This is a genomic window from Helicobacter kayseriensis, from assembly GCF_021300655.1.
Lineage (GTDB): Bacteria > Campylobacterota > Campylobacteria > Campylobacterales > Helicobacteraceae > Helicobacter_G > Helicobacter_G kayseriensis.
Genome location: NZ_JAJTNB010000005.1, coordinates 47,597 through 63,446 on the forward strand (window position 1 = coordinate 47,597; position 15,850 = coordinate 63,446).

The 15,850-nt window shown below is 37.1% G+C and carries 20 protein-coding genes; 16 read left to right on the plus strand and 4 right to left on the minus strand.

Annotated elements, in window-relative coordinates:
* The first annotated feature begins 46 nt into the window (after positions 1-46).
* The gene (locus tag LW137_RS04935) at positions 47-955 is read left to right on the plus strand and encodes a beta-1,4-N-acetylgalactosamyltransferase (protein WP_233033787.1); all 909 of its coding nucleotides are present in this window, start codon (positions 47-49) and stop codon (positions 953-955) included.
* On the opposite strand, the gene LW137_RS04940 is transcribed toward LW137_RS04935, so the two are convergent.
* The gene (locus LW137_RS04940; RefSeq protein ID WP_233033789.1) at positions 952-1,713 is read right to left on the minus strand and encodes a tRNA 2-thiocytidine biosynthesis TtcA family protein; all 762 of its coding nucleotides are present in this window, start codon (positions 1,711-1,713) and stop codon (positions 952-954) included. The genes LW137_RS04935 and LW137_RS04940 overlap by 4 nt on opposite strands.
* Positions 1,710-3,020, minus strand: a complete 1,311-nt coding sequence (locus LW137_RS04945; protein WP_233033791.1) for an MFS transporter — start codon at positions 3,018-3,020, stop codon at positions 1,710-1,712. The genes LW137_RS04940 and LW137_RS04945 overlap by 4 nt, the downstream gene beginning before the upstream one ends.
* Positions 3,021-3,098: 78 nt before the next feature.
* Here LW137_RS04945 and LW137_RS04950 point away from each other — a divergent pair, with 78 nt between their 5' ends.
* The 15 genes from LW137_RS04950 (at position 3,099) to LW137_RS05020 (ending at position 13,742) form a co-directional block, all read left to right on the plus strand.
* Complete coding sequence (locus tag LW137_RS04950) at positions 3,099-3,788, plus strand: non-canonical purine NTP pyrophosphatase (protein WP_233033793.1); 690 nt, start codon at positions 3,099-3,101, stop codon at positions 3,786-3,788.
* Positions 3,785-4,615 carry a tRNA pseudouridine(55) synthase TruB gene (gene truB, locus LW137_RS04955; RefSeq protein ID WP_233033795.1) on the plus strand — a complete coding sequence of 277 codons (831 nt, stop codon included), beginning with the start codon at positions 3,785-3,787 and terminating at the stop codon, positions 4,613-4,615. The genes LW137_RS04950 and truB overlap by 4 nt, the downstream gene beginning before the upstream one ends.
* Complete coding sequence (locus LW137_RS04960; RefSeq protein WP_233033797.1) at positions 4,609-4,839, plus strand: carbon storage regulator; 231 nt, start codon at positions 4,609-4,611, stop codon at positions 4,837-4,839. Before truB ends, LW137_RS04960 begins: the two co-directional genes overlap by 7 nt.
* A gap of 53 nt (positions 4,840-4,892) precedes the next feature.
* Complete coding sequence (locus tag LW137_RS04965) at positions 4,893-5,603, plus strand: 4-(cytidine 5'-diphospho)-2-C-methyl-D-erythritol kinase (RefSeq protein WP_233033798.1); 711 nt, start codon at positions 4,893-4,895, stop codon at positions 5,601-5,603.
* Positions 5,600-6,049: an SsrA-binding protein SmpB gene (smpB, locus tag LW137_RS04970; protein WP_233033799.1), complete on the plus strand. Its 450-nt coding sequence runs from the start codon at positions 5,600-5,602 to the stop codon at positions 6,047-6,049. The genes LW137_RS04965 and smpB overlap by 4 nt, the downstream gene beginning before the upstream one ends.
* A gap of 13 nt (positions 6,050-6,062) precedes the next feature.
* Positions 6,063-6,482 carry a TonB-system energizer ExbB gene (gene exbB / locus LW137_RS04975; RefSeq protein WP_233033800.1) on the plus strand — a complete coding sequence of 140 codons (420 nt, stop codon included), beginning with the start codon at positions 6,063-6,065 and terminating at the stop codon, positions 6,480-6,482.
* 1 nt (position 6,483) lies between these two features.
* Positions 6,484-6,867: an ExbD/TolR family protein gene (locus tag LW137_RS04980; protein ID WP_233033801.1), complete on the plus strand. Its 384-nt coding sequence runs from the start codon at positions 6,484-6,486 to the stop codon at positions 6,865-6,867.
* A gap of 66 nt (positions 6,868-6,933) precedes the next feature.
* On the plus strand, positions 6,934-7,068 hold the full coding sequence (gene rpmH, locus LW137_RS04985; protein WP_027327788.1) for a 50S ribosomal protein L34: 135 nt from the start codon (positions 6,934-6,936) through the stop codon (positions 7,066-7,068).
* A 6-nt stretch (positions 7,069-7,074) separates the two neighbouring features.
* A complete protein-coding gene (gene rnpA / locus LW137_RS04990; RefSeq protein ID WP_233033802.1) occupies positions 7,075-7,458 on the plus strand; it encodes a ribonuclease P protein component in 384 nt (127 codons plus the stop codon).
* 2 nt (positions 7,459-7,460) lie between these two features.
* Entirely contained in the window at positions 7,461-7,805 is a 345-nt protein-coding gene (gene yidD, locus LW137_RS04995; RefSeq protein WP_233033803.1) for a membrane protein insertion efficiency factor YidD, read from the plus strand.
* A gap of 2 nt (positions 7,806-7,807) precedes the next feature.
* Positions 7,808-9,421, plus strand: a complete 1,614-nt coding sequence (gene yidC, locus LW137_RS05000; protein ID WP_233033805.1) for a membrane protein insertase YidC — start codon at positions 7,808-7,810, stop codon at positions 9,419-9,421.
* A complete protein-coding gene (locus tag LW137_RS05005) occupies positions 9,418-10,101 on the plus strand; it encodes a Jag N-terminal domain-containing protein (RefSeq protein WP_233033807.1) in 684 nt (227 codons plus the stop codon). Before yidC ends, LW137_RS05005 begins: the two co-directional genes overlap by 4 nt.
* Positions 10,088-11,434, plus strand: a complete 1,347-nt coding sequence (gene mnmE, locus LW137_RS05010) for a tRNA uridine-5-carboxymethylaminomethyl(34) synthesis GTPase MnmE (RefSeq protein WP_233033809.1) — start codon at positions 10,088-10,090, stop codon at positions 11,432-11,434. Before LW137_RS05005 ends, mnmE begins: the two co-directional genes overlap by 14 nt.
* Positions 11,435-11,612: 178 nt before the next feature.
* Positions 11,613-12,476, plus strand: coding sequence for a hypothetical protein (locus LW137_RS05015; protein WP_233033811.1), 864 nt, complete (start codon positions 11,613-11,615; stop codon positions 12,474-12,476).
* 339 nt (positions 12,477-12,815) lie between these two features.
* Positions 12,816-13,742: a PDC sensor domain-containing protein gene (locus LW137_RS05020; protein WP_233033813.1), complete on the plus strand. Its 927-nt coding sequence runs from the start codon at positions 12,816-12,818 to the stop codon at positions 13,740-13,742.
* Here LW137_RS05020 and bioV read toward each other — a convergent pair.
* Positions 13,711-14,232 carry a pimelyl-ACP methyl ester esterase BioV gene (gene bioV / locus LW137_RS05025; protein ID WP_233033815.1) on the minus strand — a complete coding sequence of 174 codons (522 nt, stop codon included), beginning with the start codon at positions 14,230-14,232 and terminating at the stop codon, positions 13,711-13,713. The genes LW137_RS05020 and bioV overlap by 32 nt on opposite strands.
* A complete protein-coding gene (locus LW137_RS05030) occupies positions 14,219-15,841 on the minus strand; it encodes an AAA family ATPase (RefSeq protein ID WP_233033817.1) in 1,623 nt (540 codons plus the stop codon). Before LW137_RS05030 ends, bioV begins: the two co-directional genes overlap by 14 nt.
* Between the last annotated feature and the right edge of the window lie 9 nt (positions 15,842-15,850).

The window sequence follows — 15,850 nt, forward strand, 5'->3', positions numbered from 1 at the left end:
ACTTGTTTTGTTTGCGTACAATTCTTTCAAGAAGGAGTTGAAAATCTTGAAAAAAATTTATGCATATTTAAAAAGAAAATTTGGTCCTAATTTTGTAGGAATTCCTCTTAATCAAGCAGTATTGCAAGATCCAAATCATCTTCAGAGTCCTCTAAATCCTTGGGCATTTATTCGTGTTAAAGATGAGTTTTTGACTCTTCAGAAAAGTTTAGATTCTATTTTGGGTGCAATCAAAAGAGGGGTAATTGTGTATCATGAGTGTATGGATGACAGCGAGCAGATTATTTTGAATTTTTGTACAAAAAATCCTGATTTTATTTGCGTTCGCTATCCTTATGCAGTGCTTCAAAATGTTCATACAGATAAGGAAAGGGAAGCACAAGATAGGCATAAAATGTATGAATACTATAACTTCGCTTTAAATCTTATTCCAAAAAATCAGTGGCTTATTAAGATTGATGCAGATCAAATTTATGATGCCCAAAAACTAAAAGAGAGTTTTTCTCTTGTCCAATATCAAAATGATGTTGTGTTTTATTGCCGAATAAATCTTCATTTGGAGGGAAAAAGGCTTTTGCTTATAAAGAACTCACCTATTAGCGATGTTGATGATCACTGGCTGATTTTCAATCAAGATTTGAGCTTTGTAGATCATATTCATAGCATTGAAAATCAAAATGGAAACAAGATCTTTCACACTTGGGAATTTTTATCTATTGGTTTTTCTTTTCGTGCGATTCAAGCGCCTTTGGTAACTTGGCATTTTCCTCAAATGAAAGCAAGGAGAAATATAGATCAGACTTCTTTGATTCCATTTTCTCAATACAGAAGTGTTATTCCTCAAGAATTTATTTCCAAACGCATCCCTCTAGATATGCTAGAAGAGAAAAGAATTCTTTCTTATTGGTTTGGAGAGGAGGGTGGCAGGGATTTGATTCCTGCGCATAATTTTTAGGAGTCTAAAAATCTTGGATCTGCAAAGCTGTTGGCATGGAGGTTACTAAAGGCATTTTTGAGTGAGGTGAAGAATTCTGGGTTTTTCTCCTCTAGGCTTGCTAAGAATTGTTTTGTCGCTTCTCTAGCAATAGGTGGCTTGTCTGATCCTGGACGGCGTGCAGGGCAAGTGCAAGCTGGTGTGGTGGGAATATTTTGAGAAAGGACAAAATCTCGAGTTTGACGCTCTCTGACATGAATAAGGGGGCGAATCACATAAAGACCATTTTCAGCCTTATAAATAGGCGCCATACTACGCAAAGCGCCATTGTAGGTTAGATTCATAAAAAAGCTTTCAGCTGCATCATCGAGATGATGAGCGATGGCAACCTTATTGCATCCAAGTTCTAAGGCCTTACTATAAAGTGCTCCGCGACGCATGCGAGAGCAGAAACTGCAATAAGAGCTTCCCTCTCGACGCTTTTCAACAATGGTATCCATAATCGTTGTGTAATAAACTTGGTGATTGATACCTTGCTCTGCACAAAGTTTTTCAAGCCATGAAAAATCTTCTCCTATACCATAATGCACGGTGACTGCAATATAGTCAAATTCAAATGGCGCATGGCGTTTCATTCTTTCTAAAAGACAAGCCAATAGAATCGAATCTTTTCCTCCACTAAGCCCCAAAAGCACCTTATCCCCCTCCCCAATAAGATTATAAGCTGCATTTGTTCTTCCAACAGTGCTAAGAATTTTTTTGCTGATTGTATAAGTCATTTGAGATGCTCCTTAATGATTTGTTCTTGAATAAGATTTGGATTGTATTTGATGATAAGTTGATCTTGTGTTTGATAATAATCAAGAATTCCTTCAAGTTTTGATAAATTCTGAGATCCCTTATTATGGGGAAGAAAGAGAATCTCTTGCTTGGGAGGATTTTTGAGACATATGATAAGAGAAAGAATCCAAAGCAAACATATACCTCCAATAAAAAGAGAGAGATAAAAAAGGCCAATTGCGTTATAAAGGATTCCTCCCAAAACTGCCCCCAAAAAAGATCCAAGAAAACCAAAGGTTGTCAAAAGGCCTAGAGCAGAACCTCTTTGGGAGGCTTTTGGATATTTGCTTGCAAGAGATTGCATAATAGGCTCATGAATATCAAATCCAATAAAAAAGACAATAATCCCCACTACAAAGAGCCAAAATGTTTGGTAATAGTCTGATACGCAAAATAATCCAAAGCAGATTCCAAAGGCGATGATTCCTGTGATCATCATGCTTTTATATCGTCCATATTTTTCAGCCAAGATGCTTGCAGGTGCCATTGCAAAAACTCCTAAGATTCCTGCTGGAGCATAGAATTTCCACAACTCATCTGTTTTGAAATTAAAATCTTGAAATAGCACAAGAGGAATGATGACAAAGCCAAGATTGACTAGAGCTTTTTGTAAAAATGCACTGATATACATCATCCATAGATTGAGATCTTTGAGATAGAAAAAGCGATTTTGATCTTGCTGATAGTCATAGTGGATTTTTTCTCCTTTAGGAATTTTAAAAAGCAGGATAATGAGTGCAAGGATGGAGGCAAAGGTTGCAATCCAAAAGAGAGTTTTAACTCCATAACTTCCTCCAACAAATGGACCAATGAGCATAGAAAGCAGAAATGCAAAGGAGATTCCTCCTCCCATAATGGCCATTGCCTGAGTGCGTTTTTCTTCTGGTGTAAGATCTGCAAGAAGCGCACTCATCACGCTAGAGATGGCGCCACAACCTTGCAAAAGTCTTCCAATGACTAAAAGATAGATATTGTCTGTATAAGCACAAATCAGTGATCCAAGTGCAAAGATAATAAGACCAAAGGCAATAATGAGGCGTTTATCAAATTTATCTGCCAAGATTCCAAATGGAGTTTGGAAGATGATTTGTGTCAGAGCATAACCTCCAACAGCAAGGCCAACCATCAATGGGGTGGCTCCAAGAGAAAGGGCATAAACAGAAATAACAGGCATGACCACAAAAAGTCCAAAAAAACGCAATGAAGAAACAAGCGTTAAGGGAAAAGCAAGTTTAAAGAGATTCATCTTCTGCCTTTTATAAAATATGGTTTTAAAATCAAGACGCGCGATTGTAGCGTTTTGAGTGTTAAAAGTGGAGAAAATATGCAAATTATTCTTTCAAGTGCAAATGTTAAAAAAATAAGAGAAATTCAAGCAATTTTGAGTGATATTGATGTGCGAAGCTATCGAGATTTTTTAGATGAGATAGAGATTGTTGAGGATGGAGAAAGTTTTGAAGACAATGCCTTATTGAAGGCAGAGAAAATCTATGAGCTTTTAGAAACAGAAATGCAACAAGATTTTTTAGTGTTGGCTGATGATAGCGGAATCTGTGTTGAGGCTTTGGGGGGAATGCCATCTATTTATAGTGCAAGATTTGCCTCTATTGAAGCAAGCGCTCAAGATCTTATAAAGAAAAATTTTCTTCCACCTCTTCAATCTAATACCGATGAAAATAACAATCTCAAACTTCTTGCAAGCTTGGAGGAATTGGGGATAACAGAATCTAGGGCTTCTTTTGTGTGTGTGATTGCAGTATGTGGGAAGGTGGGAAATCAAAAGATTCAAAAAACCTTTCAAGGAGAGTGTGAGGGGAGGGTGGTCAAAGCACCCTTAAATCCTCAAGCTTTTGGCTATGATCCACTTTTTGTGCCAAATGGATATGATGTGACAATGGATCAGCTCAAAGAAAAAAATCTCATTTCTCATCGCTTTTTAGCTCTGCAGAAATTTCAAGATTTTCTTAAAAAAATAGATTTTATCAGCACTCAAAACTTAGGGTTGCGAGAATGAATGCACTCTTTGGGGTAGATAAACCCATTGGTATTAGTTCAAATTCTTTTTTAATGCGTTTGAAGAGAAAATATGGATGGAAAAAATGCGGATATTCTGGCACGCTTGATCCCTTTGCTTCTGGGCTTTTGATTGTTGGAGTGGGGGCTTATACGAGGCTTTTTCCCTATCTTGATAAGAGTAGGAAATCTTATCAAGCCACGCTTTGGCTAGGAGCAAAAAGTCAAAGTTTGGATATTGAACAAATCGATAAAATCGAGGATGTTCAAGAATTTTCCAAAGAGAGAATCTTGGAAGTCTTGGAAACATTGAAGGGAAATGTTTCTTATATTCCGCCTAAATTTAGTGCCAAGCATATCAATGGAATCAGAGCATATAAACTTGCAAGAGAGGGGGTAGAGTTTGAGATCAAGCAAAGCAAAATGGAAGTTTTTGATCTCAAGCTCCTTGCTTATTGTCATCCTTTTATTTCTTTTTTTGTAAGTGTGAGTGAGGGGGGCTATGTGCGATCTTTGGGAGAGATAATTGCTAATACTTTAGGATGCATTGGGAGTTTGTCATATTTGAGAAGAGTGCAAGAGGGACCCATTGAGCTAAAGGATTCGATTAAAAAACTTGACGCTTTAGAGGCCTTAAAGCTTCCAAAACTTACTCTTGAAGGCTTTCAAGATACGATTTTTTATGGAAAGAAGTTTTGTTTGCCTGATGAATTTTTGATCCAAAAGCATCAACCCTATTTAATCCTTTTTAAAGATTTTTTTTCTATAATTGAATTTAATGAAAAAAAAGAAGCCCAATATTTACTGAATAGGATGCCAAGATGCTGATTTTGTCACGAAGAGAAGAAGAGAGTATTGTCATTGGGGATGATATTGTTGTGAAGGTTGTTTCTATTGATAAGGGAAGCGTCAAACTTGGCTTTGAAGCCCCTCCTCACAAAGTGATTTTGCGATCTGAGCTCAAAGAAGCTGTTGCCAAACAAAACAAGCAAGCTCTCATTCTCCCAAGTGGGGGGCAACTTGAAGATATTTCTAAGCATTTTAAGCCATGAAGGTTTTCCCAAAAATTAATATTTTTTTAAATGTTTTGCCTCTCAAGGAGGGGATGCATCCTCTTTTTTCACGCTTTGTTCTTGCATATGGAGATCTTTATGATGAGATGGAGATTTCTTTTGATGCGGTTAAGCAGTTTGAGATTGTTGGGAATTTTGATTTTCCCTTAGAGAAAAATCTTGTTTTTAAGGCCAAAGAGGCTTTAAGGATGGCTTTTCCTCAATATGCAGAAGAATTAGAAGGGATAAGAGTTGAGATTTTAAAAAACATTCCTCAAGGTGCTGGACTTGGGGGAGGGAGTGCCAATGCTGGAGTGTTCTTGCGTGAAGTGGGCAAAAGGCTAGGAATCTCACAAGAAAACTTGTTGCAAATCGCGTCCAAGGTCGGATCAGATGTTGCATTTTTTGTCAGTGGGTATGAGAGTGCAAATGTGAGTGGAGTGGGAGAGGTGATTCAGGAATTTGTTGAACCAAGTCATTATGTTTATGAAATTTTTACTCCTCCCTTTGCGTGTGATACCAAAGGAGTGTATCAAGCTTTTGATGAGTGTGCGTTGCCTTTGCAGATCAAATTGGATTTTTTGAATCTTTCAAGTATTGATTTATTGTGTCGCTATAGTTTGGAAGAACTCAATGATCTTTATCTTCCTGCATGCAAAATATACCCTCAACTTCTTGAGGTTGCCCAAGATTTGGGGGAGGGATGGTTTTTTAGTGGGAGTGGAAGTAGTTTTTTTAGAATCAAAGGAATAAAAGAGAGATGAAAGTTGTCGCTAAAAACAAAAAAGCTTTGTTTGATTTTCATATTTTGGAGAAGTATGAAGCAGGTATTGAGCTAAAGGGTTCAGAGGTAAAATCCCTTCGAGCTGGACGCGCAAATCTTAAAGATAGTTTTATTAAAATCATCAAAGGAGAAGCGTTTTTGTTTCATGTGCATATTTCCTATCTTGAAACTACGCATAGTTATTATAAGCCCAATGAAAGGCGTGAGCGAAGATTGCTTTTGCATCGCAAACAGATTGATAAGCTTTTTGGGAAGGTTTCTCAAGAGGGATTAACCATCGTCCCTTTAATGCTTTATTTTAATCGATCCAATCGAGCAAAGCTTGAGATTGCTCTTGCAAAAGGAAAGAATCTGCACGATAAACGCGAAACCTTAAAAAGAAGGATTTTAGATCGCGAAGCACGAAGCGCTTTGAAAGATTATTAAGTAAGGAAAGAAAATGCGAGAAATGATTGATTATGGAGTGCTTGGATTTCTGCTTTTTTTGAGTGTTGTTGTGGTGAGTATTGCTTTGGAGCGAATTTGGTTTTATGCAACGATGAGAGTGACTGATTATGCAGATAAGAGACTTTTGGAGATTGATTTACATAAACGCTTGACCTTGATTGCAACAATTGGATCAAATGCCCCCTATGTTGGTCTTTTGGGGACTGTTGCTGGAATCATGGTGACTTTCTCTGAGCTTGGAAGTGGTACAGATACTCAAAATATTATGGTCGGATTATCTTTGGCGCTTAAAGCAACCGCTGCTGGATTGCTTGTTGCTATCCCTTCAATCGTGTCTTATAATCTTCTTGTGCGAAAGGCTGAAGTGATTTTGACAAAATGGGACATCGAACACAAACCCCTTGGAGATTAAGATGAAAAAAATGGATTCTATGAATCTTGTTCCATTTATCGATATTATGCTTGTTTTGCTTGTGATTGTTTTGACTTCAGCAACTTTTATCAATACTTCCAAAGTCCCTATTGATATTCCTCAATCTCAAGAAGAAGGACAAGGGAACAAAGAGATTGATCAAAAAGAGGTGATTGTCTCAATTGATAAAAATGGAAAGTTTTTTTTGGGTGATGAGCTTGTGAGCTTTTCGACTCTTAGCGCACGCATAGCAAGTATGGATAAAAAAACACATATTATTCTTAAAGGTGATCGTAAAAGTCAATTTGATGCATTTGTTCAAGTTATGCAGATGTTCCAAAAAAATAAAATGAATAATGTCTATATTTTGGTGCAAGAAAAATGAAAAAATCTCCCAAAACAAAGGCATAATTACACTTTTGTAATTTAAGTAATCTGTAAAGGATCTAGAATGAAAAGGACTTATCAACCTCACAATACTCCACGCAAAAGAACGCATGGGTTTCGTGTTAGAATGAAAACAAAGAATGGTCGCAAAGTGATCAATGCAAGAAGAGCGAAAGGAAGAAAGAGACTCTCTGTGTAAGTTTTGATGAAAACCCTAAAGAACAAAGCAGAGTTTGATCTTGTATATAAAAACGGCAAAAGATACGATAGGGGGTGCTTTCGTGTATATATCTTATTATTTTCACATTCTTCCCTAGGAGAGCGTCGACTTTCCTTTAAAGAAAGATCAGCGCTTTCTCATTTTATTTCTCAAAAGCAAAATTTTTATTTTGGGCTGAGTGTTTCAAAAAAGGTTGGAAATGCCCCAGTACGCAATAAAATCAAGAGATGGTTTCGCGCTTTTTGTCGCAATTATGAATCATTGCTTGAGGGGAGGGCAATGATTTTTGTCGCCAAAGACTTTCAATCTATGGAATATGCATTGATTCAGGAAGAAATGTTGAAAATTTTAAATAAAAGTTGTGCTTAATGGTGAGACAGTTATTTATTTTGATGATTGAATTTTATCGTCGATATGTTTCGCCACTCAAGCGTCCAAGCTGTCGTTTTTATCCTAGTTGTTCAAGTTACTCCCTAATGCTTTTTCGATTAACTCATCCGCTTTATGCTGTAATTTTTTCTATAATTAGAGTTTTGAAGTGCAACCCATGGGTAAAAGGAGGGTATGACTATCCTTTGGTGCGAGTGAAAATCTCAGGGTTAGAGTATCGTATTGTGCGATGTTCTTACTGGATAGTTCCTAAGCAGGGCATCAAAATACCTTTTTGTATTACAAAGCCAATTTATTTGTGGGCATATATTTTATTGAAGGATTAGCAATGCAACCGCAAAATCAAAATGTTTTTTCATTTTCAAAAATACTTTTTGCTGGAGTTTTGACGCTTGTTTTTTTAAGTGTTTATACTTACTTTTTTCCTCAAAAGCCACAACAAGAAAATCAAATACAACAAACCCAACAAGAAAAATCTGCCCCCAATCTTTCTGGATCCAATGTAGCGCAATCAAAGCAGGTTGATAGTGAAGAGATTCTTGCAAGAATTGAGGCGAAAGATTTTGATCTAGAAATTGATACTTTGGGGCGTATCCGACAGGTTTTCCTTAAAGATCAAAAATTTATCTCTCAGCCTCAAGAAAGTATTTTTGCAAAAATATTTGGACACAAACAAAAGGAAGAGACAAAAATATCTTTGCCTTTATTGGATGAAAAATCAATTCGTCCTCTTGAAATACGCTTTGCAGATTCATCTTTAAATCAAAAAGCTTTCAATACGCCCTATGTGGCAAATCAAAAGGTATTTAAACTAGAAGATCAACCCCTTGAGGTTGTTTTGACTCAAACATTGGGTGATTTTATTATCAAAAAGATTTTGACCATTAAGCCAGATTTGAGCTATACGCTTGAGATACAGACAAGCGATTCAAATCAAGAATTTTTTCTTACCAATGGTGCAAGACCCATAGCTGATTCTGATCGATATGCCTTCTTAGGAACAATTATTTCGGATAAAAATGGAAGACTTGAGAATCTTGAAGAGGGAGATATAGAGGGGATTCAAAAGTATAGCTCTTCAGTCTTTTTTGCAAGTGTTGATCGCTACTTTGCAAGTGTTTTATTTGATCGCCAAAACACCTTAGAGGTTGTTGTAGATGGCAAGATTGAGGCTAAAAATCCTATCGCTTTTGCTCACCTTAAGGGGAATGCGAAGTTAGAGGGGTATATCGGAGCAAAGAACTACCAAGAGCTTAAAGCTTTATATGCTCCATTGGGTGATGTGGTTGAATATGGGTTGATTACTTTTTTTGCTAAACCTTTGTTTTTGCTTTTGGAAATGATTTATGAGTTTTGTGGAAATTGGGGTTGGGCTATTGTGCTTTTGACAATTATTGTGCGTTTGGTGCTTTTCCCTTTGAGCTATAAGGGAATGATGGGGATGCAAAAACTCAAAGAGTTAGCTCCAGAAATGAAAGAAATCCAAGCAAAATACAAAAGCGATCCTCAAAAGATGCAAAAGCATATGATGGATCTTTATCGAAAGCACGGGGCCAATCCACTAGGAGGATGCTTGCCACTTTTGCTTCAGATTCCTGTTTTCTTTGCAATCTATAAAGTGCTTTATTGTGCAGTAGAACTTAAGTCTGCGCCTTGGATTTTGTGGATCATTGATCTTTCTGCAATTGATCCTTATTATGTGCTTCCTGTGATTATGGGGGTTACGATGTATATTTCTCAGATTCTAACCCCATCTAATTTCACAGACCCAATGCAAGAAAAAGTCTTTAAGATGCTTCCGCTTTTCTTTACTTTCTTCTTTATTATTTTCCCATTCCCAGCAGGACTTGTTTTGTATTGGAGTGTTAATAATGTGATTTCTATTTTCCAACAAATCTTGATTAATAAAATTGTTGCAAAACAAAAAGAGGCAAAGCAATGAAGAAATTTGTAGGTTCTTCAATCCAAGAAGCTTTGCATCAAGCCTTGTGTGAATTCTCCTGTGCTCCCAATGAATTGGAGTATGAGGTTGTTTTATCCCCAAGGAGAGGTATTTTGGGTTTTTTAAAAAGAGATGCGATTATCTTGGCGCAGAAAAAATCTTCAAATGGAGGTCAAGATAGCTACTCTCAGATTCAAAATAATTTTTTTCAAGATAAGCCCTCCGCTCAAGATATTGGCGATCAAATTGCTCGAGAAATTAAAGAGCTTTTCAGTCACTTGCCCTATGAGATTGATCAGATTAAAGCAAAAGTACATGGAAGAGAATTTGTTTTTGTTGAATTTAATGGGGTTGATTGTGGGTTGCTGATCGGAGAGAAGGGTTACCGCTATCACGCTATTTATCATCTACTATCGGCTTGGATCAAAAAAGAGTATGGAATGAATCTGCGTCTTGAAATTGCGGATTTTTTGAAAAATAAAGAAAAAAAAGTGGAAGAGTATCTTGAAGAGTATTATGACAAAATCATTTCAAGGACTTTTTTCCAAACTCAAGCATTTGATTCTCTAAGTGCAAGCATCGCCCTTAAGCGTTTTAGGGAAACAATTCCTGATAAATATATTGTGATGAAGCAAATTTCAGAGAATGAAAGTGTGATTGTTGTGAATGATTTCAGATAATTCTACTATTTCTGCAATTTCTACTCCCTTGGGGGGAGGGGCAATGGCTGTGGTGAGATTGAGTGGGAAAGATGCCCTTCAGATCACACAAAAGCTCACACAAAAAGAAACTTTTTCACCCCGTTATGCCACACTTTGTCGTGTTTATGATGCAGGCGATGTGCTTGATGAAGTGATTGTGATTTATTTTAAAGCTCCTCATAGTTATACGCGCGAAGATGTTTGTGAGATCCAGTGTCATGGTGGAAGTGTGATTGCACGCAGGATCTTGGATCTAACCTTGGAGCATGGAGCAAGGTTGGCCCAAAATGGAGAGTTTACAAAAAGAGCTTTTTTAAATGGTCGGATTGATCTTTCACAAGCTCAAGCGATTGCTCAAATGATTGAAGCCAAAAGCCTCAAGGCTCAAAAAACTCTTGCACGCCATTTATGTGGAGAGTTGAGTGAATTTGTCCAGAATGCGCGTGATCTTTTGTATGAAGCTTTGGCTTATAGTGAGGTGATGATTGATTATAGTGATGAAGATTTGCCTCAGGATTTGATTGAGAAGCTGATGCAAAAAATTGATCTAGTTTTGGGGCGATTAGAAAAGATTTTGAAGCACTCTATTGCAAGAAATGGAATCTTGGAGGGGTTTAGGCTGAGTATTGTGGGGAAGCCCAATGTTGGAAAAAGTTCATTGCTCAATGCATTCTTGATGCAGGAAAGGGCGATTGTGAGTGATGTGGCAGGGACGACGCGAGATAGGATTGAGGAGAGCTTTCATATCGCTGGGGTGTATGTCAAAATCATTGATACTGCAGGCATTAGAGAATCAAAAGATAGAATTGAGCAAATTGGGATTGAAAGAAGCAAGGAAGCTATGAGAGAAAGTGATGTGATTTTGGCGCTTTTTGATGCTTCAAGAGAATGGGAGAAGGAAGATGAGGAGATTTTGAATCTACTTAGAGAGGAGAAAGACAAGAAAATCATTGTATTGCTTAATAAAAATGATTTGCCCAGACAGATCGATCAAGATCAACTCAAAGAGTTTTCTCCCATCGCTTTAAGTGCCAAAGAAAAAGAGATCGATTCTGTTTTGGAGGCATTGGAGAAGGTTTTGAATGAAGAAGAAAGTGATGATGTGATGCTTTCAAGTGCCAATCAAATCAAAAGTGTCCAAGATTCTATTGAGTCTTTAAGACAGGCAAAGCTTGAGCTTGCAAATGGAGTGCTAGAGCTCTTTTCTTATAATCTCAAAGATGCGATTTGCTCTATCGGGGCGATTACTCAACCCTATGAAAGTGCTGAATTGCTAGATAAGATGTTTGGTGAGTTTTGTTTGGGGAAATAAGGGGATAGGGCGTTTTTTGAGATGAAACATTAAAAGATTAAAAGATGATAAGAGAATGCAAGAGTTGGGCTTTGCTGCAGAAGGCTTGTTTGTGTTGGGAAGATTAATGCGGAATCCTTTAGATTGTAGATTTGTGTAAGCTTTAGGAATTTTGTGTGAAAAGTTGAGGAGGGGGCTCGTGTTGAGTTATATTGCTACACCTTTAGAGAAGAAAAGATTCTTGGGGCGAGAGATTTATATCAAACGTGATGATTTACTTCATCCATATTTTAGTGGAAACAAGGCTAGGAAATTTTTTTCTCTGCTTGCTCAAAATCTTCAGGGCAAGATTCTTATCAGTTATGGAGGCAATCAAAGTAATGCTTTGATGAGTTTATCAGCGCTTTGCGAGATAAAAGATTGCACGCTGATTTATTTTACTCCCCCATTTTCAGAGGCTCTTATTCAAGAGATGAAAGGAAACTTTGCTTTTGCACAAAATACAAAAAGAGTGCGTTTTGTGCAAACTTCCTTTCCTCAAGAAGAAGCGCTTTCATATCATGATCAAAATTTAGAAAGTGTGTTTATCCCTCAGGGTGGGAGTGTGGAGCTGGCAATGAAGGGGATGAGAATCTTATCAGATGAGCTTAAAATGCAAACTTGCCATTTGCATCATCCTGTATTTTTTTACTCAAGTGGTATTGGCACAGCATCCTTGGCACTAGCTCAATATGATTTAGATGTTTATACGGCTTTGGGGGCTGGGAAAATGGAGCAACTCCAAAGATATTTTTCTCCTTATTCTAAAAGGCCAAATATTTTGGAAACTGTGTTTTATACACCTTTTGGAAAGCCTCATCAAGAGATTCGGAATATCTATCAAGAGTGGTTGAAAGTAGGGGTTGAGTTTGATTTGCTCTATGATTGTCCATTGTGGATAAATATCTTGGGTAATGTAAAAAAATTTGAGGAGAGAGATTTGGTATTTATCCACTCTGGGGGAACTTTTGGAAACATAACACAACAAAAGAGATATAAAAGCTCCCTCAAAAGAGGGAGATAGGCACGAAACTTTTTCTTTTTGGAGGGATAGAAAAAGATTTTTAGAGTCTCTTGGGAGAGACTCTATGAAATCTTTGTGTTCTCCCCCCCCCCTCTTTTGATTATTTAGGAAACACACTTATGAAAAACACTCTATGAGAGTTTCGGATTTCTCCGAAACTCTCAAGGGAATGTTTATCTTTTAAAAACAGATGGAATTCTACCAAAAAATTAATAAAAATTAGAAAAAAATAAAAAAATATTAATTTTATTAATATGTTTTTATTTTGGTTATATTGAGTGATACAAAAATTTTGACAACATTGGCTACACTTCTGATTTTTTAAAAAGGAGGAGTGAATTGCTATCTAAGGACATTATCAAATATTCTAATATCCGCTATGAAGTGCGTGCTTATATGTGCTATCTTTTTTCTCGCTATATTAAAAACCCCTTGATTTCTCCATCTGTAGAGCGAATCACTCAAGGTCTTGAAAAGATCGCTCTAGAAATTCAAATTTTTGATGCGATTTATATTCTTGATGCACAAGGAAATCAAGTCAGAAAGCTCAAACAAGAGAGTTGTGATTTGAGTAAAGATCAGATTCCTAATTACTCTGATCGTGCTTATTTTTATGAGTGCAAAAAAGAGGGGCGTTGTATCTTGACTGATCCATATCCTAGCAAGAATGGTGGGAAACTTGTCGTAACGGCGAGCTATCCAATCTATGATCAAAATAATCAGCTCCAATATATCGCTTGCATTGATCTTGAGCTCAAAGAGGCTTTGGCAATTGGTGCTCCAACTAAGCTATATGATTTCTTCTCAAGAACATCTAATATCGCTTATACAGGCTTATCAGCGATGCTTTTTTTGGTCAGTATCTTGCTTTTTGTACGTGGAGTTTATAGCTTTTGGCATGCGGTTGTGCATTTTAATCGACTCGATATTAAGGAGGTGTTTGAAGCAACGATTTTGCTGACTTTGTCTTTGGCAATCGTAGATTTGGTCAAAGCAATTTTTGAAGAAGAGGTTTTGGGGCGTGATAAGGGGCAGAGTCATTATGCAATCCACAAAACTATGATTCGCTTTTTGGGATCTATTATTATTGCTTTGGCTATTGAGGCATTGATGCTTGTATTTAAATTTAGCATTATTGAACCAGAGATGATTCGCTATACATTGTATTTGACTGGAGGGGTGGCTCTCTTGCTGCTAGGGCTGAGTGTTTATGTTAAGTTTGCCTATAGTGCGGTCAAAGATGATCGCATTGCAAACAGTGATTGAGATTTTTATAAAGAAAAACATTTCCAAAAGGGGAGAAAAAATCGCATGCCTCTTTGGCGGGGATGATAGAATCCTTTTCTCCCAAAAAGACTCTGATTTTTACTCCATTTTCATTGAGATATCTCAATTCTTCTTCTTTCCATTGAAAATGCAGTAATTCTTCTAATTCTTCTAAACATCCTTCTTTGAAATATTTTTGAGGTGGAGAGCCACATAGAGATAGAAAGTTTTGTCGATAGCGTTGAGGGTCTTTGCGAAAGCCTAAGATTTGCACTTTGATAAAGCTTGGTTTTTGGGTTTGGAAAAAAGCGGGGGAGAAGAGGTTGAGGGTTTGGATTCTTTGATGGGATTGGATTGCTTGGATAGAAGCTTGAAAGGCTTTGATCGCTCCATAGCTAAAACCACTTATGGTGTAGAGTTGATCAATTTGTGCAAAAGGAGCAAAGAGCTCCTCTTCATTTTGGAAACAAAAACCACTAAAAAATTTCATCGCAATCTAGAGGAGTTAGGCTTTCTTTTTCTAGCATTGTATCTGCGAGAGTTTTAACGTGCTGATGATGATTTTGAATGAAGATCAAGAGTTCTTGTTGGGCTTGAATGATAAGTGGAAGAGGATCTAGAGCAAAGAGGTTATCTCCCATTCCATATTGTTCTAAAATCTCTTTTGCGATTATTTTGGCTTTATTTAAATCGTCTTTTGCACAAGTGTATGGCTCTTTTGTAAGAAACTTGAGTGTCTCATTTCCACAAAGATAAAAAGCCAAACGGCGGAGAATTTGAGTTTTGTTCATAAAGTCTTCAAAGTAATAAATGCTTTCCTCATCCCATAATGAGATTTTTTCAAATGGAATCTGATGTGTGTGTGCATAGAGTGCTTTAGAGCTTTGATAGAGGGCAAGAATTTCGCGTTGAGAATTATTAAGGGTAGGAAATTTTTTAAGAGATAGCATTAGAGCTTGTTTGGCTTCTTTGAAATCTTTTTGTGTTAGATTGGAGCGTTTATCTCTTAGCATCAAGAGGCCTGCTTCATTGATGAGATTTTCTATCATTGCACCACTAAACCCTGCGCATTCTTTGGCAAATTCATCAATAGAAAAATCAAGGGATTTGTTTGAAAGATAGAGCTTGAAGATATCGATTCTTTCTTGCAATGAGGGAAGATCGATATAGATTTTGCGATCAAAGCGTCCGCTACGCAATAAGGCGGGGTCAAGAACTTCTGGATTGTTTGTCGCTCCAAACACAATAACATTGGAGCTATCAAGAAAACCATCCATTTCTGTTAGAAGCTGATTGAGGGTTGATTCTCTCTCATCATTGCGTCCATTTCCGCGCACCTTTCCGACAGAATCAATCTCATCAATAAAAACAATAGCGTTTTTGCATGCTTTGGCTTGAGCAAAAAGCTCTTGCACTTTTTTTGCTCCACTGCCTACAAAGATCTGAGAGAAACTACTCCCACTTTGATAGAAAAAAGGCACTCCAGATTCGTTGGCTAGAGCTTTGGCAAGCATTGTTTTTCCTACTCCAGGTGGGCCAACAAGCAAGATCCCCTTGGGCATTCTAAGTCCCAAGGAGGTGTATTTTTGGGGATGCTTGAGATAATCGATGATTTCTAAAAGTTCTGTTTTGATCGTCTCAATCCCTGCTAGAGATTTGAGTGTGATGCTTGGATTGGGTTGAGAAGGGGTGATTATTTCTTGTTTGGGTTGTTGATTGATGGATTGGGTGGGGAGAGAAGATGGTTTTTTGAGTTTTTTATAAAAGAAATATCCTCCTACAAAAGCAATACCCAATACAATGAGGGCATAAAAAAAATCAAGAAAATAGGCGGGCCAATCAGAGCGTGTTTGAATGGGGTATTTTTCTTTGACTTGTGAGAGAGTTTGCTCATCTTTGAGGAGTTTGTATGCTTTGTTTTGATTCCAAAAGTAAAGATAGTTATCATCAACTTCAAACTTTGAAGCATTGGATAAAAGTGCCTTAAACTCTTCTTGTGTGATGTTTTTGGAATAATCTCTCAAAAAAAGAAATGCCATCAAGCCGACAAAAATCACTCCTAGAGAAAAACCAATGACAAGCTTTGTTTTTGGTTTCATCTATTACTC

Excerpts from the sequence above, each read along its gene's own strand:
- LW137_RS05030 (WP_233033817.1), bottom strand. The coding sequence starts at position 15,841 with ATGAAACCAAAAACAAAGCTTGTCATTGGTTTTTCTCTAGGAGTGATT.
- mnmE (WP_233033809.1), top strand. The coding sequence starts at position 10,088 with ATGATTTCAGATAATTCTACTATTTCTGCAATTTCTACTCCCTTGGGG.
- LW137_RS05005 (WP_233033807.1), top strand. The coding sequence starts at position 9,418 with ATGAAGAAATTTGTAGGTTCTTCAATCCAAGAAGCTTTGCATCAAGCC.
- yidC (WP_233033805.1), top strand. The coding sequence starts at position 7,808 with ATGCAACCGCAAAATCAAAATGTTTTTTCATTTTCAAAAATACTTTTT.
- smpB (WP_233033799.1), top strand. The coding sequence starts at position 5,600 with ATGAAAGTTGTCGCTAAAAACAAAAAAGCTTTGTTTGATTTTCATATT.
- LW137_RS04940 (WP_233033789.1), bottom strand. The coding sequence starts at position 1,713 with ATGACTTATACAATCAGCAAAAAAATTCTTAGCACTGTTGGAAGAACA.
- LW137_RS04960 (WP_233033797.1), top strand. The coding sequence starts at position 4,609 with ATGCTGATTTTGTCACGAAGAGAAGAAGAGAGTATTGTCATTGGGGAT.
- exbB (WP_233033800.1), top strand. The coding sequence starts at position 6,063 with ATGCGAGAAATGATTGATTATGGAGTGCTTGGATTTCTGCTTTTTTTG.
- LW137_RS04965 (WP_233033798.1), top strand. The coding sequence starts at position 4,893 with ATGCATCCTCTTTTTTCACGCTTTGTTCTTGCATATGGAGATCTTTAT.
- bioV (WP_233033815.1), bottom strand. The coding sequence starts at position 14,232 with ATGAAATTTTTTAGTGGTTTTTGTTTCCAAAATGAAGAGGAGCTCTTT.
- LW137_RS04950 (WP_233033793.1), top strand. The coding sequence starts at position 3,099 with ATGCAAATTATTCTTTCAAGTGCAAATGTTAAAAAAATAAGAGAAATT.
- rpmH (WP_027327788.1), top strand. The coding sequence starts at position 6,934 with ATGAAAAGGACTTATCAACCTCACAATACTCCACGCAAAAGAACGCAT.
- rnpA (WP_233033802.1), top strand. The coding sequence starts at position 7,075 with ATGAAAACCCTAAAGAACAAAGCAGAGTTTGATCTTGTATATAAAAAC.
- LW137_RS04980 (WP_233033801.1), top strand. The coding sequence starts at position 6,484 with ATGAAAAAAATGGATTCTATGAATCTTGTTCCATTTATCGATATTATG.
- truB (WP_233033795.1), top strand. The coding sequence starts at position 3,785 with ATGAATGCACTCTTTGGGGTAGATAAACCCATTGGTATTAGTTCAAAT.
- LW137_RS04945 (WP_233033791.1), bottom strand. The coding sequence starts at position 3,020 with ATGAATCTCTTTAAACTTGCTTTTCCCTTAACGCTTGTTTCTTCATTG.